Consider the following 20,831-nt stretch of genomic DNA (forward strand, 5'->3'; position numbering starts at 1 on the left):
CCGGTGCGGCGCGACCACCGCGACCAGCACGGCCGCCGCGCCGCACCGGATCACCGCGGTCGGCAGCGTCTGCTACTCCGCCCTGCCCTCGCAGGCGCACGACACCCTCGACCTCATCGACTCCGGCGGACCCTTCCCCTTCCCCCAGGACGGCACCGTCTTCCAGAACCGGGAGGGCGTGCTCCCCCAGCAGAGCACCGGGTACTACCACGAGTACACGGTGATCACCCCGGACTCTCCCACCCGCGGCGCCCGGCGCATCGTCACCGGCCAGCGCACCGCCGAGGACTACTACACCGCCGACCACTACGCCACCTTCCGCCTGGTCGACTTCGGCTGCTGAGGCCACCCGGCCGGCGTCCCGCGGTCGCCGCCCCGGCGGCGGCGACCGCGGTCGCGTCCGGCGGCCCTTCGAGCCGCGCCCGCGAGCCGGCCCGGGTCAGCCCGCGCCCAGCGCGATGGCGAAGTCACGGATGACCATGCGGTGGTCACCGGTCCGCCAGGCCAGGGCCAGTTCGCTGGGGGACAGCCCGGTGACCGGTCGGGCCACCACCCCGGGCCGCTGGTAGATCGCGGCGTTGCCGGAGGCCAGCAGCACCACCCCGCTGCCCTCCTCCACCGCCTCGAAGGTCTCGTCCGCGTTGGAGACGGTGGCACCGATCCGCACCGGCCGGCCACCGCGCTCCGCCACCCCGAGCCAGAAGTCCCGCAGCGGGCCCGCGCTGTCCGGCAGCGCCAGGAACGGTTCGTCGAGCAGCTCCGCGAAGGCGATCTCGGCCCGCGTCGCCAGCCGGTGCCCGGCCGGCAGCGCCACCCAGCGCGGCTCGCTCGCCACCACCCGGACCGTGAACGCCTCCTGCCCGGGCACCGGCAGCCAGAGCAGCGCCGCGTCCACCTCCCCGCCCGCCAGCCCGGCCGTCGGATCCTCCCAGTCGACCTGGCGCACCCGGATCCGCCAGGCGGGGTGGCGTTCGGCGAGGTGGGCCCGGGCGGCGGCCAGCAGCCCCCGGCCCACGCTGGAGGAGACCCCCACGGTGAGCACCGCCGCCTCGGCCGCCGCCGCGTCACCGACCGCCCGCTGCGCCTCGCCCCACAGCCGGATCAGCTCCCGGGCCCGGGGCAGCAGCGCCTCACCCGGAGCGGTCAGCGCCACCGTCCGGCGGTCGCGGTGGAACAGCCGGGTCCGCAGCGACTCCTCCAACCGCCGGATCTGCTTGCTCAGCGCGGGCTGCGAGACGAAGAGCCGCTCGGCGGCCCGGGTGAAGTTGAGTTCCTCGGCGACCGCGACGAAGTACCGGAGATCGCGCAGATGGGCGTCCATAGCCGATGGCTATCACAAGCGCACTTGGACGGACATCCCCCTGTGGGACCACGATCGGAAGCGGGCGGCCCGCGGTCGGAACGAGCGGGCGCACGCGACGGCGGAAGGATCCCCCCATGGCGAGCACGTCGAGCACGTCGAGCACGACCGGCACGGGAAGCACGGCACGGGACGCGGGCGAGCGCCGCAGCACCCCGATCGCCCTGGTCACCGGCGGCAACCGGGGCATCGGCCGGGAGGTGTGCGCCCAGCTCGCCGAGCGGGGGCACACCGTACTGCTCGCCGCGCGCTCGCCTCGGGCCGCCGAGGCCGCCGCCGGGGAGCTGACCGCGGCCGGAGGCGGGACGGTGCACCCGCTGCGGCTGGACGTCACCGAGGAGGACGGCGTCCGGGCCGCCGCCGAGTGGGTCGCGCAGCGGTACGGGCGGCTGGACGTGCTGGTCAACAACGCGGCCGTCGGCTACGACACCTGGCAGCGCGCCGTCACCGCCGACCTGGACGCGGTCAGGGAGACCGCCGAGACCAATCTCTACGGACCCTGGCGGATGGTGCGCGCCTTCGCCCCGCTGCTGCGCGCCGCCGGGCACCCGCGGGTGGTCAATGTCTCCAGTGAGGCCGGGTCGCTCACCAACATGGGTGGCGGCACCCCCGCCTACACCGCCTCCAAGGCCGCGCTCAACGCGCTCACCCGGATGCTCGCGGCCGAGCTGCGCGCCGATCGCATCCTGGTCAACGCGGTCTGCCCGGGCTGGGTCGCCACCGAGATGGGCGGCTCGGGCGGGCGGCCGGTGGCGGACGGCGCGGCCGGGGTGGTCTGGGCCGCCACGCTCCCGGACTCCGGCCCCACCGGCGGCTTCTTCCGGGACGGACGCCCCCTGCCCTGGTGAGGGCGGTGCCCTTGCGATGCCCCGGCGGTGGCCCGGTGACGGCCCAGCGGTGGCCCGGCAGTGGTCAGGCGAAGGCCCGTTCCAATTGTCCGGACAACCGGACTTCACTACTTCCCGTCATCTGCTCATCCGGCTACGCTCGCCCCCGTGGCAACCCAGGACGCACACCCGCAGGGGCCCGGAGAGCCGCTCCAGCTCGGCGTGGACCGCAGCAGCCCCGTTCCGCTGTACTTCCAGCTGTCCCAGCAGCTCGAGGCCGCCATCGAACAGGGTCGGCTGGCGCCCGGAAGCCTGCTCGGCAACGAGATCGACCTCGCCGGCCGGCTCGGGCTGTCCCGGCCCACCGTCCGGCAGGCCATCCAGACCCTGGTGGACAAGGGGCTGCTGGTCCGCCGCCGGGGTGTGGGCACCCAGGTGGTGCACAGCCAGGTCAGGCGCCCGCTGGAGCTCAGCAGCCTGTACGACGACCTGGAGGCCGCCGGGCAGCGCCCCGCCACCCGGGTGCTGCGGTACGCGGCGGAGCCGGCGACCGCCGAGGTCGCCGGGGCACTCGGGGTGGCCCAGGGGACCGAGGTGACGGTGATCGAGCGCCTGCGCTTCGCGCACGGCGAGCCGATGGCGCACCTGCGCAACCATCTGCCGGCCGGGCTGCTCGGGCCGGACGGCGCGGCCCTGGAGAAGACCGGGCTGTACCGGCTGCTGCGGGCCGCGGGGATCACCCTGCACAGCGCCCGGCAGAAGGTCGGCGCCCGGGCCGCGACCGCCGAGGAGGCCGAGGAGCTCGGCGAGGGGCCCGGTGCGCCGCTGCTGACCATGGAGCGCACGGCCTACGACGACACCGGGCGGGCGGTCGAGTTCGGCTCGCACGTCTACCGCGCCTCCCGGTACGCCTTCGAGTTCCAGCTGCTGGTCCGCGGCTGAGGGGCCGGCCCGGAATACCCGCCGGAAGACCGCGCGGGATGCCTTGACGCGACCCCGCCAATCCCCGTAGGTACCTGACCTGTCCGGCACTGTCGGACGGAGTCAGGGATACTTGGGCGGTTGTGTGCTGATAGGACTGGCACCGGCAGCACCCAGCGGACAGCGAGAAGGGCAGTTACTTCGTGGCATTCAGGGGACGGACAGGTGTGCGGGCGATGACCGCCGTACTGGCAGCGGTGCTCGGCGCGACCGCCCTGGCAGGGTGCAGCAGCACCGGCGGCAAGCGCGCGGAGGACCGCGCCAAGGCCGCTCGGGAGGAGGCCAAGGCCGCCCGCGGCCAGTCGGCGGTGGGTACCCCGCGCTGGACCATCGCCATGGTCACGCACTCGGGCGACGGCGACACCTTCTGGGACATCGTGCAGAGCGGTGCCGAGCAGGCCGCGGCCAAGGACAACATCAAGTTCCTCTACGCCCACGACGAGGAGGGCCAGAAGCAGGCCCAGCTCGTCCAGTCCTACATCGACCAGCACGTCGACGGGCTGATCGTCAGCCTCGCCAAGCCGGACGCCATGAAGGACGTGCTGAAGAAGGCGGAGAAGGCCGGAATCCCGGTGATCACCGTCAACTCCGGATCCGAGGTGTCCAAGAAGTTCGGCGCGCTGACCCACGTCGGCCAGGACGAGACCATCGCCGGCGAGGCGGTCGGCGAGGAGCTGAACCAGCGCGGCAAGAAGAAGGCCCTGTGCGTCCTGCACGAGCAGGGCAACGTCGGCCATGAGCAGCGCTGCGACGGCACCGCGAAGACCTTCGACGGCAAGCTGGTCAAGCTCTACGTGGAGGGCACCAACATGCCCCGCGTCCAGTCCTCCATCCTGGCCAAGCTCCAGGCGGACAAGGGCATCGACGCGGTGGTCACCCTCGGCGCGCCGTTCGCCGACACCGCCGCCAAGGCCGCCGACCAGGCCCACAGCGACGCCGAGATCGACACCTTCGACCTCAACCCCAAGGTCGCCGCCAAGCTGCGGGACGGCAGCCTGGGCTTCGCCGTCGACCAGCAGCCCTACCTCCAGGGCTACGAGGCGGTGGACCTGCTGTGGCTGTACCGCTACAACCTGGACACCCTCGGCGGCGGCCGACCGGTCCTCACCGGCCCGCAGATCATCACCAAGGACGACGCCGCCGCCCTGGAGGACTACACCAAGCGGGGCACCCGATGAGCGCCACCACCGCACCGGTGCGACCGGAGGGGGCCGAGGACGAGCGGCTGCTGCGGCGCTCCCTGCTGCGCCGGCTGGCCGTCCGCCCCGAGCTGGGCGCGCTGGTCGGGGCCGCCGCCGTCTTCCTGTTCTTCTCGGTGGTCGCCGACAGCTTCCTCCAGTGGTCCAGCTTCAGCACGGTGCTCTACGGCGCCTCCACCATCGGCATCATGGCGGTGCCGGTGGCGCTGCTGATGATCGGCGGCGAGTTCGACCTGTCCGCGGGGGTGATGGTCACCTCCTCCGCGCTGATCTCCTCGATGTTCTCGTACCAGATGACGGCGAACGTCTGGGTCGGCGTGGGGGTCTCGCTGCTGGCCACCTTGGCCATCGGCTTCTTCAACGGCATCCTGCTCACCCGCACCAAGCTGCCCAGCTTCATCATCACGCTGGGCACCTTCCTGATGCTCACCGGCGCCAACCTCGGCTTCACCCAGCTGATCGACGGCACGGTGTCCACCAAGACCATCGCCGACATGGAGGGCTTCCCCTCCGCCCGCAAGGTCTTCGCCTCCCACCTGACCATCGGGGACGTGGACCTGAACGTGACCGTGCTGTGGTGGTTCGGGCTGGTGGCCCTGGCCACCTGGATCCTGCTGCGCACCCGGGCCGGCAACTGGATCTTCGCCGCCGGCGGCAACGCGGACGCGGCCCGCGCGGTCGGCGTGCCGGTCAACAAGACCAAGATCGGCCTGTACATGGGGGTGGCCTTCGGCGCCTGGATCGCCGGCCAGCACCTGCTGATGTCCTATGACGCGGTGCAGTCCGGCGAGGGCGTGGGCAACGAGCTGCTCTACATCATCGCGGCGGTCATCGGCGGCTGCCTGATGACCGGCGGCTACGGGTCGGCGATCGGCGCGGCCATCGGCGCGTTCATCTTCGGCATGACCGACAAGGGCATCATCTACGCCCAGTGGAACGCCGACTGGTTCAAGCTGTTCCTCGGGGCGATGCTGCTGCTGGCCGCCCTGCTCAACGCATGGGTCCGCAAGCGGGCGGAGGCGAGCAAGTGAGTACCGAGCACACCCCCGACGAGGCGGCGGCCGCCCGCCGCCCGCTGGTCCAGCTGACCGAGGTCAGCAAGTTCTACGGGAACGTCAAGGCGCTGGAGGGCGTCTCGCTGGAGGTGCACGCCGGCGAGATCACCTGCGTGCTGGGCGACAACGGGGCCGGCAAGTCCACCCTGATCAAGATCATCGCCGGGCTGCACCAGCATGACGCGGGCACCTTCACCATCGAGGGCGAGCGGACCCGGCTGGCCTCCCCCCGGGCGGCCCTGGACCGCGGCATCGCCACCGTGTACCAGGACCTCGCCGTGGTCCCGCTGATGCCGGTGTGGCGCAACTTCTTCCTCGGCTCCGAGCCCACCCGCGGACGCGGCCCGTTCAGGCGCCTGGACGTGGCGGCGATGCGCGAGACCACCCGCACCGAGCTGCTCCGCATGGGCATCGACCTGCGGGACGTGGACCAGCCGATCGGCACCCTGTCCGGCGGTGAGCGGCAGTGCGTGGCCATCGCCCGCGCGGTGTACTTCGGGGCCAAGGTGCTGGTGCTGGACGAGCCCACCGCGGCGCTCGGCGTCAAGCAGTCCGGGATGGTGCTCAAGTACGTGGCCGCCGCCCGCGACGCCGGGCTCGGTGTGGTCCTGATCACCCACAACCCGCACCACGCCTACCTGGTCGGCGACCACTTCGTCCTGCTCAAGCGGGGCGCGATGGCGGGCAGCCACGCCAAGGCGGAGATCGCCCTGGAGGAGCTGACCCGGCAGATGGCCGGCGGCAGCGAACTGGAGCAGCTCAGCCATGAGCTCTCCCGAGCGGTGGGGCCGAAGGGGGCTTAGCCCGTCCGTCCCGGCAGGCGCCGTCGGGCTCCCGTCCTCGTCTCGATCTCCTTCGATCTGCCCCGGCTACCTCCCCCGGCTACCTCTGGGGGTACCCCCAGAGGTGCCCTCAGGACGGGCTGGATCTTCCAGCCCGTCCGGTGGTTGAGGGCGGGGTCCGGGCGGGGCCCATGACCTGAGTCCGCTGGTCGGTTATGCGTCGCCTACCACTGGTGAGGCAGAATCGGCCCCGGCGGGCCGCCGGTCCGCCGGACCGATCCACGAGGCGCCGTCGCGCCTCCCGAGACCTCCGCAGGGACGACGACTCTTGCGAGCACGCACCCGTAGCGCACGCGACACCCGAGCGCACCGCCCCGCGAACCCGCCCACCGCCGGCCTCGGCCGGGGCAGAGCCGACGGCAGCCGGGAGGGCGCCGCACCGGCGGCCCGCGGCGGAAGGGCGCGGCGATGAGCATGTACCGCGACCGGGTGCACCGGGGATCGGCCCGGGCCACCGTGCTGCGCACCGTCGGCACCAGGGAGCGGCGCTCCCACCTGACCGCGCCGCGGGTGCCGACCGTCGGCATCGACATCGGCGGAACCAAGGTGGCCGCGGGCGTGGTGGACGCCGACGGCAACATCCTGGAGAAGCTGCGCACCGAGACCCCGGACAAGTCCAAGAGCCCCAAGGTCGTCGAGGACGTCATCGTGGAGCTGGTGCTGGACCTGTCCGACCGCCACGATGTGCACGCGGTGGGCATCGGCGCCGCCGGCTGGGTGGACGCCGACCGCAACCGCATCCTCTTCGCCCCCCACCTGTCCTGGCGCAACGAGCCGCTGCGCGACCGGCTGGCCGGCCGGCTGGCGGTGCCGGTGATGGTCGACAACGACGCCAACACCGCCGCCTGGGCGGAGTGGCGGTTCGGCGCCGGCCGCGGCCAGGACAAGCTCGTCATGATCACCCTGGGCACCGGTATCGGCGGCGCCATCCTGGAGGACGGGCAGGTCAAGCGGGGCAAGTACGGCGTCGCCGGCGAGTTCGGGCATATGCAGGTGGTGCCCGGCGGGCACCGCTGCCCGTGCGGCAACCGCGGCTGCTGGGAGCAGTACAGCTCGGGCAACGCCCTGGTGCGCGAGGCCCGCGAGCTGGCCGTCGCCGAGTCCCCGGTGGCGTACGGGATCATTGACCGGGTCGGCGGGAACATCCCCGAGATCACCGGCCCGCTCATCACCGAGCTGGCCCGCGAGGGCGACGCCATGTGCGTCGAGCTGCTCCAGGACATCGGCGAGTGGCTGGGCGTGGGCATCGCCAACCTGGCCGCCGCGCTGGACCCCTCCTGCTTCGTCATCGGCGGCGGCGTCAGCGCCGCGGACGACCTGCTGATCGGCCCCGCCCGCAACGCCTTCCGGCGCCACCTCACCGGCCGCGGCTACCGGCCCGAGGCCACCATCGTCAAGGCACAGCTGGGCCCGGACGCGGGCATGGTCGGCGCCGCCGACCTGGCCCGCCTGGTCGCCCGCCGCTTCCGGCGGGCCAACCGGCGCCGGGTCGAACGCTACGAGCGCTACGCCCAGGCGGGCCGTTGATGGGCCGGGGCGCCGAGGGGCCGGCGCTCGCCGCCGGCGGCGAGCGCCCGCGGCGCCGCTGGACCACCGCGCTGGTGGTCTTCCTGCTGATCACCATCCCGGCCGGCTATCTGGTGATCTCCGCGATCCAGAGCCGCGCCAGCGGCGAGAACAAGGCCGAGGGCGCCTCCGCCACCGGGCTCACCGAGGGCTGGCCCACCAGGGTGCAGCGGCGCATCTACGACGTGTGGATCCCGCCGGCCTCCGCGGACGTGGCCTTCTACGAGACCAACAGCTGGGACACCAGCGCCATGTACGTGCAGTTCATCACCTCGGCCGAGGGGCTCGACCGGTTCCTGGCCACCTTGCGCACCGACCGCTCCGCGCTGCACCAGGGCAAGGTCACCATCGACACCGAGCACGCCGGGAAGGTGGGCTGGCGGCTGGGCCCGGGCGAGGACTGGGCCGGACTGCGGGTGGACCAGAAGGACCCGGAGCCCACCCTGGACGTCACCGTCGACCTCGGCAACCCCCGCCACCCCGAGGTCTACCTGGTCTCCACCGTCACCCCCTGACCGGGGCGGCGGCCCGATACGGATAGCGTGACCCGGTGAGCGAGACCAAGACCCTTCAGTACCGGACCGACGGCCCCGAGGACGGGCCCGCCCTCGTCCTCGGCCCGTCGCTGGGCACCACCTGGCACATGTGGGACCGCCAGATACCCGAGCTGTCCCGCCACTGGCGCGTCATCCGCTTCGACCTGCCGGGGCACGGCGGCTCGCCCGCTCACCCCGCCACCTCGGTCGCCGACCTCGCCGACCGGGTGCTGGCCACCCTGGACGGCCTGGGGGTGCACCGCTTCGCCTACGCGGGCTCCTCCTTCGGCGCCGCCATCGGCTGCGACCTGGCCCTGCGCCACCCGCACCGGATCGGCTCGCTGGCCCTGGTGGCGGCCTCGGCCCGGTTCGGCAGCGCGGACGCCTGGCGGCAGCGGGGCGTGGTGGTGCGCACCAACGGCCTGGACGCGATCGCCCGCAGCACCCCCGAGCGCTGGTTCGCCCCCGGCTTCGCCGCGGCCCAGCCCGCCATCGTGGACTGGGCCGTCCAGATGGTCCGCACCACCGACCCGGGCTGCTACATCGCCGCCTGCGAGGCGCTGGCCGCCTTCGACATCCGGGCCGACCTCGACCGCATCGGGGTCCCCACGCTGGTGCTGGTGGGCGCCGAGGACCAGGACACCCCGGCCGCCGACGCCCGGGTGCTGGTGGCCGGCATCCCCGACGCCCGGCTCGCCCTGGTGCCGGGCAGCTGCCACCTCACGCCGGTGGAGCAGCCCGCCGCCGTCACCGACCTGCTGGTACGGCACTTCACCGGCTCCTGGCAGTCCGCCGAGCCCGCCACCGGTACGACCCCGGTCCCGGCGGCCGTCCCGCGGCCGCAGCCCGCCCCGCCGGTGGTCCCGGTCGCCGAGATCGCCCCGGCCCGGCCCGAGCAGCCGGCCGCGGTGCGCTCCGACGCGTACGAGCAGGGCGCCAGGGTGCGCCGCGAGGTGCTGGGCGACGCCCATGTGGACCGGGCGCAGGCCGGCCGCGACGAGTTCACCGGCGACTTCCAGGACTTCGTCACCCGCTACGCCTGGGGTGAGGTGTGGAGCCGCCCGGGCATCGACCGGCGCACCCGCTCGGTGATCACCCTCACCGCGCTGGCCGCCCGCGGCCACTTCGAGGAACTGGCCGCCCACACCCGCGCGGCGCTGCGCAACGGCCTCACCCCCACCGAGATCAAGGAGGTGCTGCTGCACACCGGCGTCTACTGCGGGGTGCCCGCGGCGAACTCGGCGTTCGCGGTGGCCCAGCGGGTGATCCAGGAGGAGACCAGCCCCCGGGAGTGAGCCTGCCGGGGAACCCGCGACGCGCCGGACTGGGCCCCGCCCCGCTCCGGCGCGGCCGGGGGCGGCGGGGCGGCGCGGCGGCCAGAATGGCGCCATGAAGCTCACCAAGAAGGGCCATGCCTGCGTCCGCCTGGAGAAGGACGGGCAGGTGCTGGTCATCGATCCGGGCGCGTTCACCGAGCCCGAGGCGGTCGCCGGCGCCGACGCGCTGCTGGTCACCCACGAGCACTTCGACCACTTCGACGAGGGCCGGCTGCGGGCCGCGCTGGAGGCCGACCCGCGGACCGCGGTGTGGACCCTGCGCAGCGTCGCCGAGCAGCTGTCCGCCGCCTTCCCCGGCCGGGTCCACACGGTCGGCGACGGCGACACCTTCACCGCCGCCGGCTTCGATATCCAGGTGCACGGCGAACTGCACGCGGTCATCCACCCCGACATCCCGCAGATCACCAACATCGGCTTCCTGGTGGACGGCGCGCTCTTCCACCCCGGCGACGCGCTGACCGTCCCGGAGCAGCCGGTGGAGACCCTGCTGATCCCGGTCCACGCCCCGTGGAACAAGCTCTCCGAGGTGGTGGACTACGTTCGCGAGGTCGGCCCGCGGCGCACCTACGACATCCACGACGCGCTGCTGTCGGACCTGGCGCACCCGGTGTACGGCCGGATGCTGGGCCCCCAGGGGCTTCCCGGGCTCGGCGGCGCGGAGCACACCCGGCTGACCCCCGGGGAGAGCGTGTCGCTGTGAGTGTCGGACCCGGGCGGTAGGTTGGGCGGCATGCGTATCGCCACCTGGAACGTCAATTCGATCACCGCGCGGCTGCCCCGGCTGCTGGCCTGGCTGGAGAGCAGCGGCACCGATGTGCTGTGCGTCCAGGAGACCAAGTGCGGCCGGGAGGCGTTCCCCTTCGAGCCGCTGCGCGAGCTGGGCTACCAGGCGGCGGTCAACGCCGACGGCCGGTGGAACGGCGTGGCGCTGCTCTCCCGCGTCGGCATCGAGGACGTGGTGACCGGGCTGCCCGGCGGCCCGGAGTACGAGGGCGTCCAGGAGCCGCGCGCGATCAGCGCCACCTGCGGACCCGCCCGGGTCTGGTCGGTCTACGTGCCCAACGGCCGGGAGATCGGCCACCCGCACTACGAGTACAAGCTGCGCTGGCTCGCCGCGCTGAACGAGGCGGTGGCCCAGGACGCGGCGGGGGAGCGCCCCTTCGCGGTGCTCGGCGACTACAACATCGCCCCCACCGACGAGGACGTCTGGGACACCGCCGCCTTCGAGGGCGCCACCCATGTCACGGACCCCGAGCGGGAGGCGCTCGCGGCGCTGCGCGCCTCCGGGCTCGGCGACGTGGTGCCGCGCCCCCTGAAGTACGCCCACCCCTTCACCTACTGGGACTACCGCCAGCTCTGCTTCCCCAAGAACCGCGGCATGCGCATCGACCTGGTCTACGGGAACACCCCGTTCGCCAAGGCGGTCACCGACTCCTACGTGGACCGCGAGGAGCGCAAGGGCAAGGGCGCCTCCGACCACGCCCCGGTCGTCGTCGACCTCGCGCTGGAGGCCCCGTAGTTGAACCGGCGCCCCGCGCCCGGGTGTCCTCGGGGTCCCTCCGCGCGCCCTGTGGTGCGGCGGCCCCCGCGGTGCCACTCTGAACGGTATGCACATCCCCTTTCTGGGCAACCGGCGCAAGCGGCACGGCGCTGCCCTGGCGGATGACCGCGAACGTGACCCGGAGGGCGTCGCCCAACTGCTCTCCGAGTGCGAGCTGCTCCGCGCCCGCGCCGCCGCCGCGGGCGTGGAACTCGATGACTCGGCGGCCTCCTTGGAGGCTCTGGACCAGGTCAACCCGTACTGGCGGGACGACCCCGACGAACTGTGCCGACTCGGCAACGACGCGGGGCTCTACCTCGGTACGGTGATCGTGCGCAGCGTGCCCGGCGCCGCCTGGCGCATCCCGTCGAACGGCCGGCCGCTGGTGCGGCTGGCCTCCGGCCGGGAGATCGACGTGGCGGAGGCGGGCGACCAGTGGGCCGCCGTCGGCGCCCCCGAACTCTCCCGCTGCTTCGCGGAGGTCTGCGAGGGCAGCGGCCGCTGAGCCGCCCGCCGGGGCGTCAGTCGCCCTTGGGGGCGCGGCGGGAGGGCGGGGAGGTCGCCGTCTTGCTGGCGTCGACCACCAGCTCCACCACGTCCGGGCCGTAGGCCTGCGAGTTGACCACCTTCAGCAGCAGGCAGAACGCGCCGTCCGCACCGTACTTGCGGGCCAGCCGGGCCCGGTTGCGCACCAGGTAGCGGATCGCGGCGCGGTGGGTCACCGGGTGCTGGCCGGCCGCCAGGAACACCGGTCGCCCGCCCTCGCCCCCGGTCAGCCTGGCCAGCAGGACGTACTCGACCGCCCCCGGATCCGCCCGGTAGGCGGTCCCGCCGATGGTCAGGGTGCCCCGGTCGGCGCCCGTCTCGTCCCCCGGGTGCACCCGGACGCCCGGCAGCAGGTTCGCCATGTGGGCCGCCAGCCGCCGGTGCGCGGTCGGGTCGCCGACGCAGAACTCGGTCCGGGCGCCGAAGCCCTGGAGCCCGGTGTCATGAGGGGCGATCTCCAGGTGCGCGCCGCAGTTCTCCACCACGGCGGCCAGGCCCAGCAGCGCCAGCGCGTCATGGCGCGGGATGCTCCAGTGCACCGAGGAGGTGTCCCGGTGGGTGACCAGCACGCACTCCGAGCCCTCGGGCAGCCCGAAGAACCCCTGCTCCCGGGTGCCGCGGCGGCGCACCACGGTCGTGTGGGCAGCCCAGCCGAGGACCAGGCCCACCAGCAGCGCGGCGGCTCCGGCGATCAAAACCTGCACGGTGTCCGTCATGGCCGGGCATCGTAGCGGGGTCGCGGCCAGGTGTTCGAGTCGGTCCCGGGCCGCCTCCCCGGGGCCTTGGGGTGTACACGCGAGCGCGCGGATACCAGCGATCCGCGACCTCGGCCGACCGGGCGTCGGGGCTCTGTCCCCGGGCCCCGGGGGACGAGTATCGTCCGGGCCCTGCCGATCATATGGAGGTATGCATGGGGCTCGCCGCGAGAGCAACCGCACCGTCCACACCATCAGCGACCCGGCGCCGGGTGTCCGCGCTCGCCGCCACCGCCCTGCTCGCCACCGCGCTCGGGACCGCCCCGGCGGTGGCCGGCGACCACGCCCCGGCCCGTACCGCGGACCAGCCCGCCAAGACGCCGGTGGCCGCCGGCTACGGCGGCGCCGTCTCCAGCGTGGACCCGGACGCCTCGGCCGCCGGGATCGAGGTGCTGCGGCACGGCGGGAACGCCGTGGACGCCGCGGTGGCCACGGCCGCCGCGCTCGGCGTCACCGAGCCCTACTCGGCGGGCGTCGGCGGCGGCGGGTACTTCGTCTACTACAACGCCAAGCAGCACCGGGTGTACACCATCGACGGCCGCGAGACCGCGCCGCTCAGCGCGGACCAGCGGCTCTTCCTGGGCCCGGACGGCACACCGATCCCCTTCACCGAGGCCGTCACCAGCGGACTGAGCGTCGGGGTCCCCGGCACCCCGGCCACCTGGGACCAGGCGCTGGACAGCTGGGGCACCCGCTCGCTGGCCCAGGTCCTGGCGCCCGCCGAGCGCATCGCCCGGCACGGCTTCACCGTGGACGCCACCTTCCGCCGGCAGACCGCCGACAACCAGGCCCGGTTCGCCGACTTCCCGGCCACCGCCGACCTCTTCCTGCCCGGCGGGAAGCTGCCCGAGGTGGGCTCCACCTTCACCAACCCCGACCTGGCCCGTACCTACGCGCTGCTCGCCGACAAGGGCGTCGGCGCGATCTACAAGGGCGAGATCGGCGACGACATCGTCAAGACCGTGCGGCAGCCGCCGGTACGCTCCGACGCCTCCCGGGTGGTGCGCCCCGGCGACCTGACCGCCCGGGACCTCGGCGCGTACCGCACCAAGCGGCAGGCGCCCAGCCGCACCACCTACCGCGGGCTGGACGTCTACGGCATGGCGCCCTCGTCCTCCGGCGGCACCACCGTCGCCGAGGCGCTGAACATCCTGGAGCGCGGCGACCTCTCCCGTCTGGACGAGCAGCGGTTCCTGCACCGCTACATCGAGGCCAGCCGGGTCTCCTTCGCGGACCGGGGGCGCTGGGTGGGCGACCCGGCGTTCGAGGACGTCCCCACCCGGGGCCTGCTCTCGCAGCGCTTCGCCGACTCCCGGGCCTGCCTGATCAAGGACGACGCGGTGCTCACCAGCCCGGTGGCCCCCGGTGACCCGACCCGGCCCGGCGGCGGCTGCGACACCCGCGGCACCGCGGCGCCCACCACCTACGAGGGGGAGAACACCACCCACCTGACGGTCTCCGACAAATGGGGCAACGTCGTCGCCTACACGCTCACCATCGAGCAGACCGGCGGCAGCGGCATCACCGTGCCGGGCCGCGGCTTCCTGCTCAACAACGAGCTGACCGACTTCTCCTTCGCCCCCGCCAACCCGGCCGTGCACGACCCCAACCTGCCCGGCCCCGGCAAGCGGCCGAGGTCCTCGATGTCGCCGACCATCGTGCTCCAGCACGGCCGCCCGGTGCTGGCCCTCGGCTCGCCCGGCGGCGCGACGATCATCACCACCGTGCTGCAGACCCTCCTCAACCACCTGGACCGCGGGATGCCGCTGGTCGACGCCATCGCCGCGCCGCGCGCCAGCCAGCGCAACGCGGCCACCACCGAACTGGAACCGGGCCTGTGGAACAGCCCGCTGCGCGCCCGGCTGGAGGCGATGGGCCACCGCTTCTCCCTGAACCCCGAGATCGGCGCGGCCACCGGAGTGCAGCGGCTCCCGGACGGCCGCTGGCTGGCCGCCGCCGAGACCTCGCGCCGCGGCGGCGGCTCGGCGATGGTGGTCAGGCCCGCGGGCCCCACCCGGTGACCACCGCGTGGGCGGCGGGTCCGCCCGCTCGCGGCCCGCGCGACTGAGGTCCCGTCCGGCGGCGCGGGCGGTGGTGAGGCCACCGCCCGCGCCGCCGTCTTCCGCGCCCGGAAGGCGGTACCCACCCCGGACCCGCCGGAACGCCGCGCGAAACGTGATCGGCCTCGTTGCGTTCCGCAGGCGGTCTTGTCACGGTGGAAGCCGGGTCGTACGTTCTCCACCTACACCCGGCGTCTACGTGCGTAGATGCGTCTGACGTGCAGTCAAAGGAGCCAGTCATGGCCAAGATTGTTCGTGCGGCACTGGTCCAGGCCACCTGGACGGGTGATACCGAGTCGATGATCGCCAAACACGAGGAGCACGCCCGGGCGGCCGCCGCGCAGGGCGCCCAGGTGATCGGCTTCCAGGAGGTCTTCAACGCCCCGTACTTCTGCCAGGTGCAGGAGTCCGAGCACTACCGCTGGGCCGAGCCGGTGCCCGACGGGCCCACCGTCACCCGGATGCGGGAGCTGGCCCGGGAGACCGGGATGGTGATGGTGGTACCGGTCTTCGAGGTCGAGCAGTCCGGCCACTACTACAACACCGCGGCCGTGATCGACGCCGACGGCACCTACCTCGGCAAGTACCGCAAGCACCACATCCCGCAGCTCAAGGGCTTCTGGGAGAAGTACTACTTCAAGCCGGGCAATCTCGGCTGGCCGGTGTTCGACACCGCGGTCGGCAAGGTCGGCGTGTACATCTGCTACGACCGGCACTTCCCCGAGGGCTGGCGGCAGCTCGGGCTCGGCGGGGCCCAGCTGGTCTACAACCCCTCGGCCACCTCGCGCGGCCTCTCCTCCCACCTGTGGCGGCTGGAGCAGCCCGCCGCCGCGGTCGCCAACGAGTACTTCATCGCCGCGATCAACCGGGTCGGCCAGGAGGAGTACGGCGACAACGACTTCTACGGCACCTCCTACTTCGTGGACCCGCGCGGACAGCTGGTGGGCGAGGCGGCCAGCGACACCAAGGAGGAGCTGCTGGTCCGGGACCTCGACCTCGGGCTGATCGACGAGGTGCGGCAGCAGTGGGCCTTCTACCGGGACCGGCGGCCGGACGCGTACGACGGGCTGGTGCGGCCGTGAGCGCCCCCGGCGGGACACCGGCCCCCGGCGCGGACGGCAGCCGCACCCACGCCGCCCTGCACGCCCGGCACCAGGCCGTACTGCCGGACTGGCTGGCCCTCTACTACCAGCGGCCGATCGAGATCACCCACGGCGAGGGACGCCATGTCTGGGACGCCGAGGGCAAGCGGTACCTGGACTTCTTCGGCGGCATCCTCACCACCATGACCGCCCACGCGCTGCCCGAGGTGAGCCGGGCGGTCGCGGAGCAGGCGTCCCGGATCATCCACTCCTCCACCCTCTACCTCAACCGGCCCATGGTGGAGCTGGCCGAGCGCATCGCCCGGCTGTCCGGCATCCCCGACGCCCGCGTCTTCTTCACCACCTCCGGCACCGAGGCCAACGACACCGCGCTGCTGCTGGCCAGCACCCACCGGCGCTCCAACCAGGTGCTGGCGATGCGCAACAGCTACCACGGGCGCTCCTTCTCCGCGGTCGGCGTCACCGGGAACCGCGGCTGGTCGCCGACCAGCCTCTCCCCGCTGCACACGCTGTACGTCCACGGCGCGGTGCGCGGCCGGGGGCCGTTCGCGGCACTGTCCGACGCCGAGTTCACCGCGGCCTGCGTGGCCGACCTGGAAGACGTCCTGGGCCAGGTGCACGGCGGTGTCGCGGCCCTGATCGCCGAGCCGATCCAGGGGGTCGGCGGCTTCACCAGCCCGCCCGACGGCCTGTACGCGCGCTTCCGCGAGGTGCTGGACCGGCACGGCATCCTGTGGATCAGCGACGAGGTGCAGACCGGCTGGGGGCGGACCGGCGAGCACTTCTGGGGCTGGCAGGCGCACGCCGCCGCCGGGCCGCCGGACATCCTCACCTTCGCCAAGGGCATCGGCAACGGCATGTCCATCGGCGGGGTGGTGGCCCGTGCGGAGATCATGAACTGCCTGGACGCCAACTCCATCTCCACCTTCGGCGGCAGCCCGGTCACCATGGCCGCGGGGCTCGCCAACCTCACCCACCTGCTGGAGAACGACCTCCAGGGCAACGCGCGGCGGGTCGGCGGGCTGCTCATCGAGCGGCTGCGCGCGGCGACCGCGGGCCTGGACGCGGTGCGCGAGGTGCGCGGCCGGGGCCTGATGATCGGCGTCGAGCTGGTGCGGCCCGGCGGTGAGCGGGCGGCGCCGGAGCTGGCCTCCGCCGTGCTGGAGGCGGCCCGCGAGGACGGACTGCTGATCGGCAAGGGCGGCGGCCATGACACCAGCGTGCTGCGGATCGCCCCGCCGCTCAGCCTGACCGTCGCCGAGGCCGAGGAGGGCGCGGCGATCCTGGAGGCGGCGTTGACCAAGGCCGTGGCCGGCGCCCGGCCCGACGAGCGGAGGAACGCCCTGTGAGCAGCCGTACCGTGATCCGCGGCGGCCTGGTGGTCACCGCCACCGACGAACTCACCGCCGATGTGCTGATCGAGGACGGCCGGGTGGTGGCGCTGGCCGCCCACGGCAGCGCGTACGCCGAGGGCTGGACCGCCGACACCGTCATCGACGCCACCGGCCACTACGTCATCCCGGGCGGCGTCGACGCCCACACCCACATGGAGCTGCCGTTCGGCGGCACCTTCGCCTCCGACACCTTCGAGACCGGCACCCGCGCCGCCGCCTGGGGCGGCACCACCACCATCGTGGACTTCGCGGTGCAGTCGGTGGGCCGGTCGCTGCGGGAGGGGCTGGACGCCTGGCACGCCAAGGCGAGCGGCCGGTGCGCCATCGACTACGCCTTCCACATGATCCTCTCCGATGTGAACGAGAGTTCGCTCAAGGAGATGGACCTGCTGGTGTCCGAGGGCGTGACCTCGTTCAAGCTGTTCATGGCCTACCCGGGGGTCTTCTACAGCGACGACGGGCAGATCCTGCGCGCCATGCAGCGCTCGGCCGGCAACGGCGGGCTGATCATGATGCACGCGGAGAACGGCATCGCCATCGACGTCCTGGTCGAACAGGCCCTGGCCGCCGGCCGGACCGATCCCCGCCACCACGGCGAGGTCCGCAAGGTGCTGCTGGAGGCCGAGGCCACCCACCGGGCCGTCCAGCTCGCCCGGGTCGCGGGGGCGCCGCTGTACGTCGTGCACGTCTCGGCGCGGGAGGCCCTCGCCGAACTGGCCGCCGCCCGCGACCAGGGGCTGCCCGTCTTCGGCGAGACCTGCCCGCAGTACCTGTTCCTGTCCACCGACAACCTCGCCGAGCCGGACTTCGAGGGCGCCAAGTACGTCTGCTCGACCCCGCTGAGGCCGCGCGACCACCAGGAAGCGCTCTGGCGGGGACTGCGCACCGACGACCTCCAGGTGGTCTCCACCGACCACTGCCCGTTCTGCTTCCAGGGCCAGAAGGAACTGGGCCGCGGCGACTTCTCCAAGATCCCCAACGGGCTGCCCGGGGTGGAGAACCGGATGGACCTGCTGCACCAGGCGGTGCTGGACGGCCACATCACGCGCCGCCGCTGGATCGAGATCGCCTGCGCCGCGCCCGCCCGGATGTTCGGCCTCTACCCGAAGAAGGGCACCATCGCCCCGGGCGCGGACGCCGACATCGTCATCTACGACCCGAACGCCCGGCACACCCTGTCCGTCGCCACCCAGCACATGAACGTCGACTACTCGGCATACGAGGGCCGAAGCGTCACCGGTCAGGTCGTCACGGTGCTCTCGCGAGGCGAAACCGTCATCGACCGGAGGCGGTTCACCGGGCGTGCGGGGCACGGACGGTTCGTCCCCCGCGAGACCTGCCAACACCTCACCTGACACAGGGAGCGTCCATGGACTTCGGACTCGTGCTGCAGACCGACCCGCCCGCCTCGGCGGTGATCGAGCTGATGCGGCGGGCCGAGCGCAACGGCTTCCGCTACGGCTGGACCTTCGACTCCGCCGTGCTCTGGCAGGAGCCGTTCGTGATCTACAGCCAGATCCTGGAACACACCGAGCGGTTGATCGTCGGCCCCATGGTCACCAACCCCGGCACCCGCACCTGGGAGGTCACCGCCTCCACCTTCGCCACCCTCAACGACATGTACGGCAACCGCACGGTCTGCGGCATCGGCCGCGGCGACTCGGCCATGCGGGTGGCCGGCCGCGGCCCCGGCAGCCTGGCCCGGCTCGGCGAGGCCATCGACACCATCCGCGACCTGGCCGAGGGCCGCGAGGCCGTGCTGGACGGCACCGCGGTGCGGCTGCTGTGGGCACGCGGGGGCCGGCTGCCGGTGTGGATGGCGGCCTACGGGCCCAAGGCGCTCGCCCTGGCCGGACAGCGCGCCGACGGCCTCATCCTCCAACTCGCCGACCCGTATCTCACCGAGTGGATGGTCAAGGCGGTCCGTGCCGCCGCCACCGAGGCCGGCCGCGACCCGGACGCCCTCACCATCTGCGTGGCCGCGCCCGCCTACGTGGGCGAGGACCTGGCGCACGCCCGGGAGCAGTGCCGCTGGTTCGGCGGCATGGTCGGCAACCACGTGGCCGACCTGGTCGCCCGCTACGGCGAGCACTCCGATGCCGTCCCGGACGAACTGACCGACTACATCAAGAACCGGCAGGGCTACGACTACCGGCACCACGGCCGGGCCGGAAACCCCGACACCGCCTTCGTCCCCGACGAGATCGTGGACCGCTTCTGCCTGCTCGGCCCCGCCGAGGCGCACATCGACAAGCTGCGCCGGCTGCGGGAGGTGGGCGTGGACCAGTTCGCCGTGTACGCCATGCACGACGCGAAGGAGGCGACCATCGACGCCTACGGGGCCCGGGTCGTCCCGGCCCTGAGCTGACCTCGGCGGACGCCCCGCCTCGCCCGGTGGAGCAGCCGGCCCACCGGGCGGCGCGGGGCGTCCCCGGTCAGCACTCGTCCCGGCGCCGTCCACAGCGTCACCGTCGTGGCACTCCGCGAGCCGGCGCCGCACCCGGGAGAGGGGATCCATGTTCACCACCCGGCCGACCCTCCAGGGCACCTTCGGGATGGCCTCCTCGACCCACTGGCTGGCCTCGCAGACCGCGCTGGCCGTCCTGGAGGACGGGGGCAACGCCTTCGACGCCGCGGTGGCCGCCGGCTTCGTGCTGCACGTCGTGGAGCCGCACCTGAACGGCCCGGCCGGCGAGGTGCCGATCATCCTGGCCCCCGCCGGGGGACCGGTCCGGGTGCTGTGCGGACAGGGCCCCGCCCCCGCGGGTGCCACCATCGCCCACTACACCTCGCTCGGTCTGACCCTGGTGCCCGGCACCGGTCCGCTGGCCGCCGCCGTGCCCGGCGCCTTCGACGCCTGGATGCGGCTGCTGCACGACCACGGCACCAAGCGCCTCGCCGAGGTGCTGCGGTACGCCATCGGATACGCGCAGACCGGGCATCCGCCCGTGGAGCGGCTCGCTCAGACGGTGGAGACCGTCCGCGGGCTGTTCGAGACCGAGTGGACCGCCTCCGCGGAGGTCTACCTGCCCGCCGGCCGGGCGCCCGAGCCAGGACGGCTGTTCCGCAACCCGGCACTCGCCGCCACCTGGCGCCGACTGGTGGCCGAGGCCGAGGCGGCGGGCCCGGGGCGCCAGACCCAGATCGAGGCCGCCCGGCGCGTCTGGCGCGAGGGCTTCGTCGCCGAGGCGATCGCCCGGGCCGCCGCCCGGCCCACCCTGGACACCAGCGGCGAACGCCACCGCGCCACCCTCACCGGGGAGGACCTGGCCGGCTACGCCGCGAGCTACGAGGACCCGGTGACCTACGACTGGCAGGGCTGGACGGTGTGCAAGGCCGGCCCCTGGACGCAGGGCCCGGTCCTCCTCCAGCAACTGGCCCTGCTCCCCGAGGGATCGGCCCCCGACCCCGGCGACCCCGACGGGCTGCACGCCCTGATCGAGGGCACCAAGCTGGCCATGGCCGACCGCGAGGCCTGGTACGGCGACACCGGCGAGGTGCCGCTGGGCACCCTGCTCTCCCCGGAGTACAACGCCGCCCGCCGCCGGCTGATCGGACCCACCGCCTCCCTCGAGGTACGCCCCGGCAGCCCCGGCGGCCGCACCCCCAGGCTCAGCCCGCACGCCACCGCCGCCGCGGCCCAGTTCCTTCTGGCCCTGGAAGCAGAACGGGCAGTGGTCGGTGGAGACCACCTGGAGGTCGTCGGTGCGCAGTCCCCGCCAGAGCGCTT

The 20,831-nt window shown here is 73.5% G+C and carries 20 protein-coding genes; 18 read left to right on the plus strand and 2 right to left on the minus strand.

Annotation, left to right across the window (positions count from 1 at the left end; all coding sequences use genetic code 11):
• On the plus strand, window positions 1–343 hold a 343-nt coding region (locus E4099_RS11995), incomplete at its 5' end, for a guanyl-specific ribonuclease (RefSeq protein WP_135338994.1).
• Between the two features lie 96 nt (window positions 344–439).
• On the opposite strand, the gene E4099_RS12000 is transcribed toward E4099_RS11995, so the two are convergent.
• Window positions 440–1,321 (minus strand): LysR family transcriptional regulator, encoded by an 882-nt coding sequence (locus E4099_RS12000; protein WP_135338995.1) that lies wholly within the window; start codon window positions 1,319–1,321, stop codon window positions 440–442.
• Window positions 1,322–1,437: 116 nt separating this feature from the next.
• Between E4099_RS12000 and E4099_RS12005 the strand changes: the two genes are divergently transcribed.
• The 11 genes from E4099_RS12005 to E4099_RS12055 all read left to right on the plus strand — a co-directional run bounded on the left by E4099_RS12005 (window position 1,438) and on the right by E4099_RS12055 (window position 11,748).
• On the plus strand, window positions 1,438–2,208 hold the full coding sequence (locus tag E4099_RS12005; protein ID WP_135338996.1) for an SDR family oxidoreductase: 771 nt from the start codon (window positions 1,438–1,440) through the stop codon (window positions 2,206–2,208).
• Window positions 2,209–2,409: 201 nt separating this feature from the next.
• Complete coding sequence (locus E4099_RS12010; RefSeq protein ID WP_135339010.1) at window positions 2,410–3,129, plus strand: GntR family transcriptional regulator; 720 nt, start codon at window positions 2,410–2,412, stop codon at window positions 3,127–3,129.
• 215 nt (window positions 3,130–3,344) lie between these two features.
• Window positions 3,345–4,346, plus strand: coding sequence for a sugar ABC transporter substrate-binding protein (locus E4099_RS12015; protein ID WP_135338997.1), 1,002 nt, complete (start codon window positions 3,345–3,347; stop codon window positions 4,344–4,346).
• Window positions 4,343–5,398, plus strand: coding sequence for an ABC transporter permease (locus E4099_RS12020; protein ID WP_135338998.1), 1,056 nt, complete (start codon window positions 4,343–4,345; stop codon window positions 5,396–5,398). The genes E4099_RS12015 and E4099_RS12020 overlap by 4 nt, the downstream gene beginning before the upstream one ends.
• A complete protein-coding gene (locus tag E4099_RS12025) occupies window positions 5,365–6,225 on the plus strand; it encodes an ATP-binding cassette domain-containing protein (protein WP_245244781.1) in 861 nt (286 codons plus the stop codon). The genes E4099_RS12020 and E4099_RS12025 overlap by 34 nt, the downstream gene beginning before the upstream one ends.
• Before the next feature lie 447 nt (window positions 6,226–6,672).
• Window positions 6,673–7,791: an ROK family glucokinase gene (locus tag E4099_RS12030; protein WP_135338999.1), complete on the plus strand. Its 1,119-nt coding sequence runs from the start codon at window positions 6,673–6,675 to the stop codon at window positions 7,789–7,791.
• A complete protein-coding gene (locus E4099_RS12035) occupies window positions 7,791–8,345 on the plus strand; it encodes a hypothetical protein (RefSeq protein ID WP_135339000.1) in 555 nt (184 codons plus the stop codon). The genes E4099_RS12030 and E4099_RS12035 overlap by 1 nt, the downstream gene beginning before the upstream one ends.
• A 35-nt stretch (window positions 8,346–8,380) precedes the next feature.
• On the plus strand, window positions 8,381–9,661 hold the full coding sequence (gene pcaDC / locus E4099_RS12040) for a bifunctional 3-oxoadipate enol-lactonase/4-carboxymuconolactone decarboxylase PcaDC (protein WP_135339001.1): 1,281 nt from the start codon (window positions 8,381–8,383) through the stop codon (window positions 9,659–9,661).
• A gap of 94 nt (window positions 9,662–9,755) precedes the next feature.
• Window positions 9,756–10,403, plus strand: a complete 648-nt coding sequence (locus tag E4099_RS12045; protein WP_135339002.1) for an MBL fold metallo-hydrolase — start codon at window positions 9,756–9,758, stop codon at window positions 10,401–10,403.
• 30 nt (window positions 10,404–10,433) lie between these two features.
• Window positions 10,434–11,222, plus strand: coding sequence for an exodeoxyribonuclease III (locus tag E4099_RS12050; protein WP_135339003.1), 789 nt, complete (start codon window positions 10,434–10,436; stop codon window positions 11,220–11,222).
• An 88-nt stretch (window positions 11,223–11,310) separates the two neighbouring features.
• Entirely contained in the window at window positions 11,311–11,748 is a 438-nt protein-coding gene (locus E4099_RS12055; RefSeq protein WP_135339004.1) for a DUF6278 family protein, read from the plus strand.
• Window positions 11,749–11,764: 16 nt separating this feature from the next.
• Here the strand turns inward: E4099_RS12055 and E4099_RS12060 are convergent, their stop codons facing one another.
• Complete coding sequence (locus E4099_RS12060; protein WP_135339005.1) at window positions 11,765–12,505, minus strand: hypothetical protein; 741 nt, start codon at window positions 12,503–12,505, stop codon at window positions 11,765–11,767.
• A 194-nt stretch (window positions 12,506–12,699) separates the two neighbouring features.
• On the opposite strand from E4099_RS12060, the gene ggt reads away from it, so the two are divergent.
• The 6 genes from ggt to E4099_RS12090 form a co-directional block, all read left to right on the plus strand.
• Window positions 12,700–14,565 (plus strand): gamma-glutamyltransferase, encoded by a 1,866-nt coding sequence (gene ggt, locus E4099_RS12065; protein ID WP_135339006.1) that lies wholly within the window; start codon window positions 12,700–12,702, stop codon window positions 14,563–14,565.
• 278 nt (window positions 14,566–14,843) lie between these two features.
• On the plus strand, window positions 14,844–15,686 hold the full coding sequence (locus E4099_RS12070; protein ID WP_135339007.1) for a nitrilase-related carbon-nitrogen hydrolase: 843 nt from the start codon (window positions 14,844–14,846) through the stop codon (window positions 15,684–15,686).
• Complete coding sequence (locus tag E4099_RS12075) at window positions 15,683–17,056, plus strand: aspartate aminotransferase family protein (protein WP_245244782.1); 1,374 nt, start codon at window positions 15,683–15,685, stop codon at window positions 17,054–17,056. The genes E4099_RS12070 and E4099_RS12075 overlap by 4 nt, the downstream gene beginning before the upstream one ends.
• On the plus strand, window positions 17,053–18,456 hold the full coding sequence (gene hydA / locus E4099_RS12080; protein ID WP_135339008.1) for a dihydropyrimidinase: 1,404 nt from the start codon (window positions 17,053–17,055) through the stop codon (window positions 18,454–18,456). Before E4099_RS12075 ends, hydA begins: the two co-directional genes overlap by 4 nt.
• Window positions 18,457–18,470: 14 nt before the next feature.
• Window positions 18,471–19,469: a TIGR03842 family LLM class F420-dependent oxidoreductase gene (locus E4099_RS12085; protein ID WP_135339009.1), complete on the plus strand. Its 999-nt coding sequence runs from the start codon at window positions 18,471–18,473 to the stop codon at window positions 19,467–19,469.
• A 148-nt stretch (window positions 19,470–19,617) separates the two neighbouring features.
• A partial coding sequence (locus E4099_RS12090; protein WP_209446598.1) for a gamma-glutamyltransferase family protein occupies window positions 19,618–20,831 on the plus strand: 1,214 nt, incomplete at its 3' end.

Source organism: Streptomyces palmae (assembly GCF_004684805.1).
Classification (GTDB): domain Bacteria; phylum Actinomycetota; class Actinomycetes; order Streptomycetales; family Streptomycetaceae; genus Streptomyces; species Streptomyces palmae.

Coding starts and splice junctions, on each gene's coding strand:
- E4099_RS12005 (WP_135338996.1), top strand. CDS start 1,438: ATGGCGAGCACGTCGAGCACGTCGAGCACGACCGGCACGGGAAGCACG.
- E4099_RS12035 (WP_135339000.1), top strand. CDS start 7,791: ATGGGCCGGGGCGCCGAGGGGCCGGCGCTCGCCGCCGGCGGCGAGCGC.
- E4099_RS12025 (WP_245244781.1), top strand. CDS start 5,365: ATGGGTCCGCAAGCGGGCGGAGGCGAGCAAGTGAGTACCGAGCACACC.
- E4099_RS12060 (WP_135339005.1), bottom strand. CDS start 12,505: ATGACGGACACCGTGCAGGTTTTGATCGCCGGAGCCGCCGCGCTGCTG.
- E4099_RS12050 (WP_135339003.1), top strand. CDS start 10,434: ATGCGTATCGCCACCTGGAACGTCAATTCGATCACCGCGCGGCTGCCC.
- E4099_RS12015 (WP_135338997.1), top strand. CDS start 3,345: ATGACCGCCGTACTGGCAGCGGTGCTCGGCGCGACCGCCCTGGCAGGG.
- ggt (WP_135339006.1), top strand. CDS start 12,700: ATGGGGCTCGCCGCGAGAGCAACCGCACCGTCCACACCATCAGCGACC.
- E4099_RS12045 (WP_135339002.1), top strand. CDS start 9,756: ATGAAGCTCACCAAGAAGGGCCATGCCTGCGTCCGCCTGGAGAAGGAC.
- E4099_RS12070 (WP_135339007.1), top strand. CDS start 14,844: ATGGCCAAGATTGTTCGTGCGGCACTGGTCCAGGCCACCTGGACGGGT.
- E4099_RS12030 (WP_135338999.1), top strand. CDS start 6,673: ATGAGCATGTACCGCGACCGGGTGCACCGGGGATCGGCCCGGGCCACC.
- E4099_RS12020 (WP_135338998.1), top strand. CDS start 4,343: ATGAGCGCCACCACCGCACCGGTGCGACCGGAGGGGGCCGAGGACGAG.
- E4099_RS12000 (WP_135338995.1), bottom strand. CDS start 1,321: ATGGACGCCCATCTGCGCGATCTCCGGTACTTCGTCGCGGTCGCCGAG.
- E4099_RS12085 (WP_135339009.1), top strand. CDS start 18,471: ATGGACTTCGGACTCGTGCTGCAGACCGACCCGCCCGCCTCGGCGGTG.
- E4099_RS12055 (WP_135339004.1), top strand. CDS start 11,311: ATGCACATCCCCTTTCTGGGCAACCGGCGCAAGCGGCACGGCGCTGCC.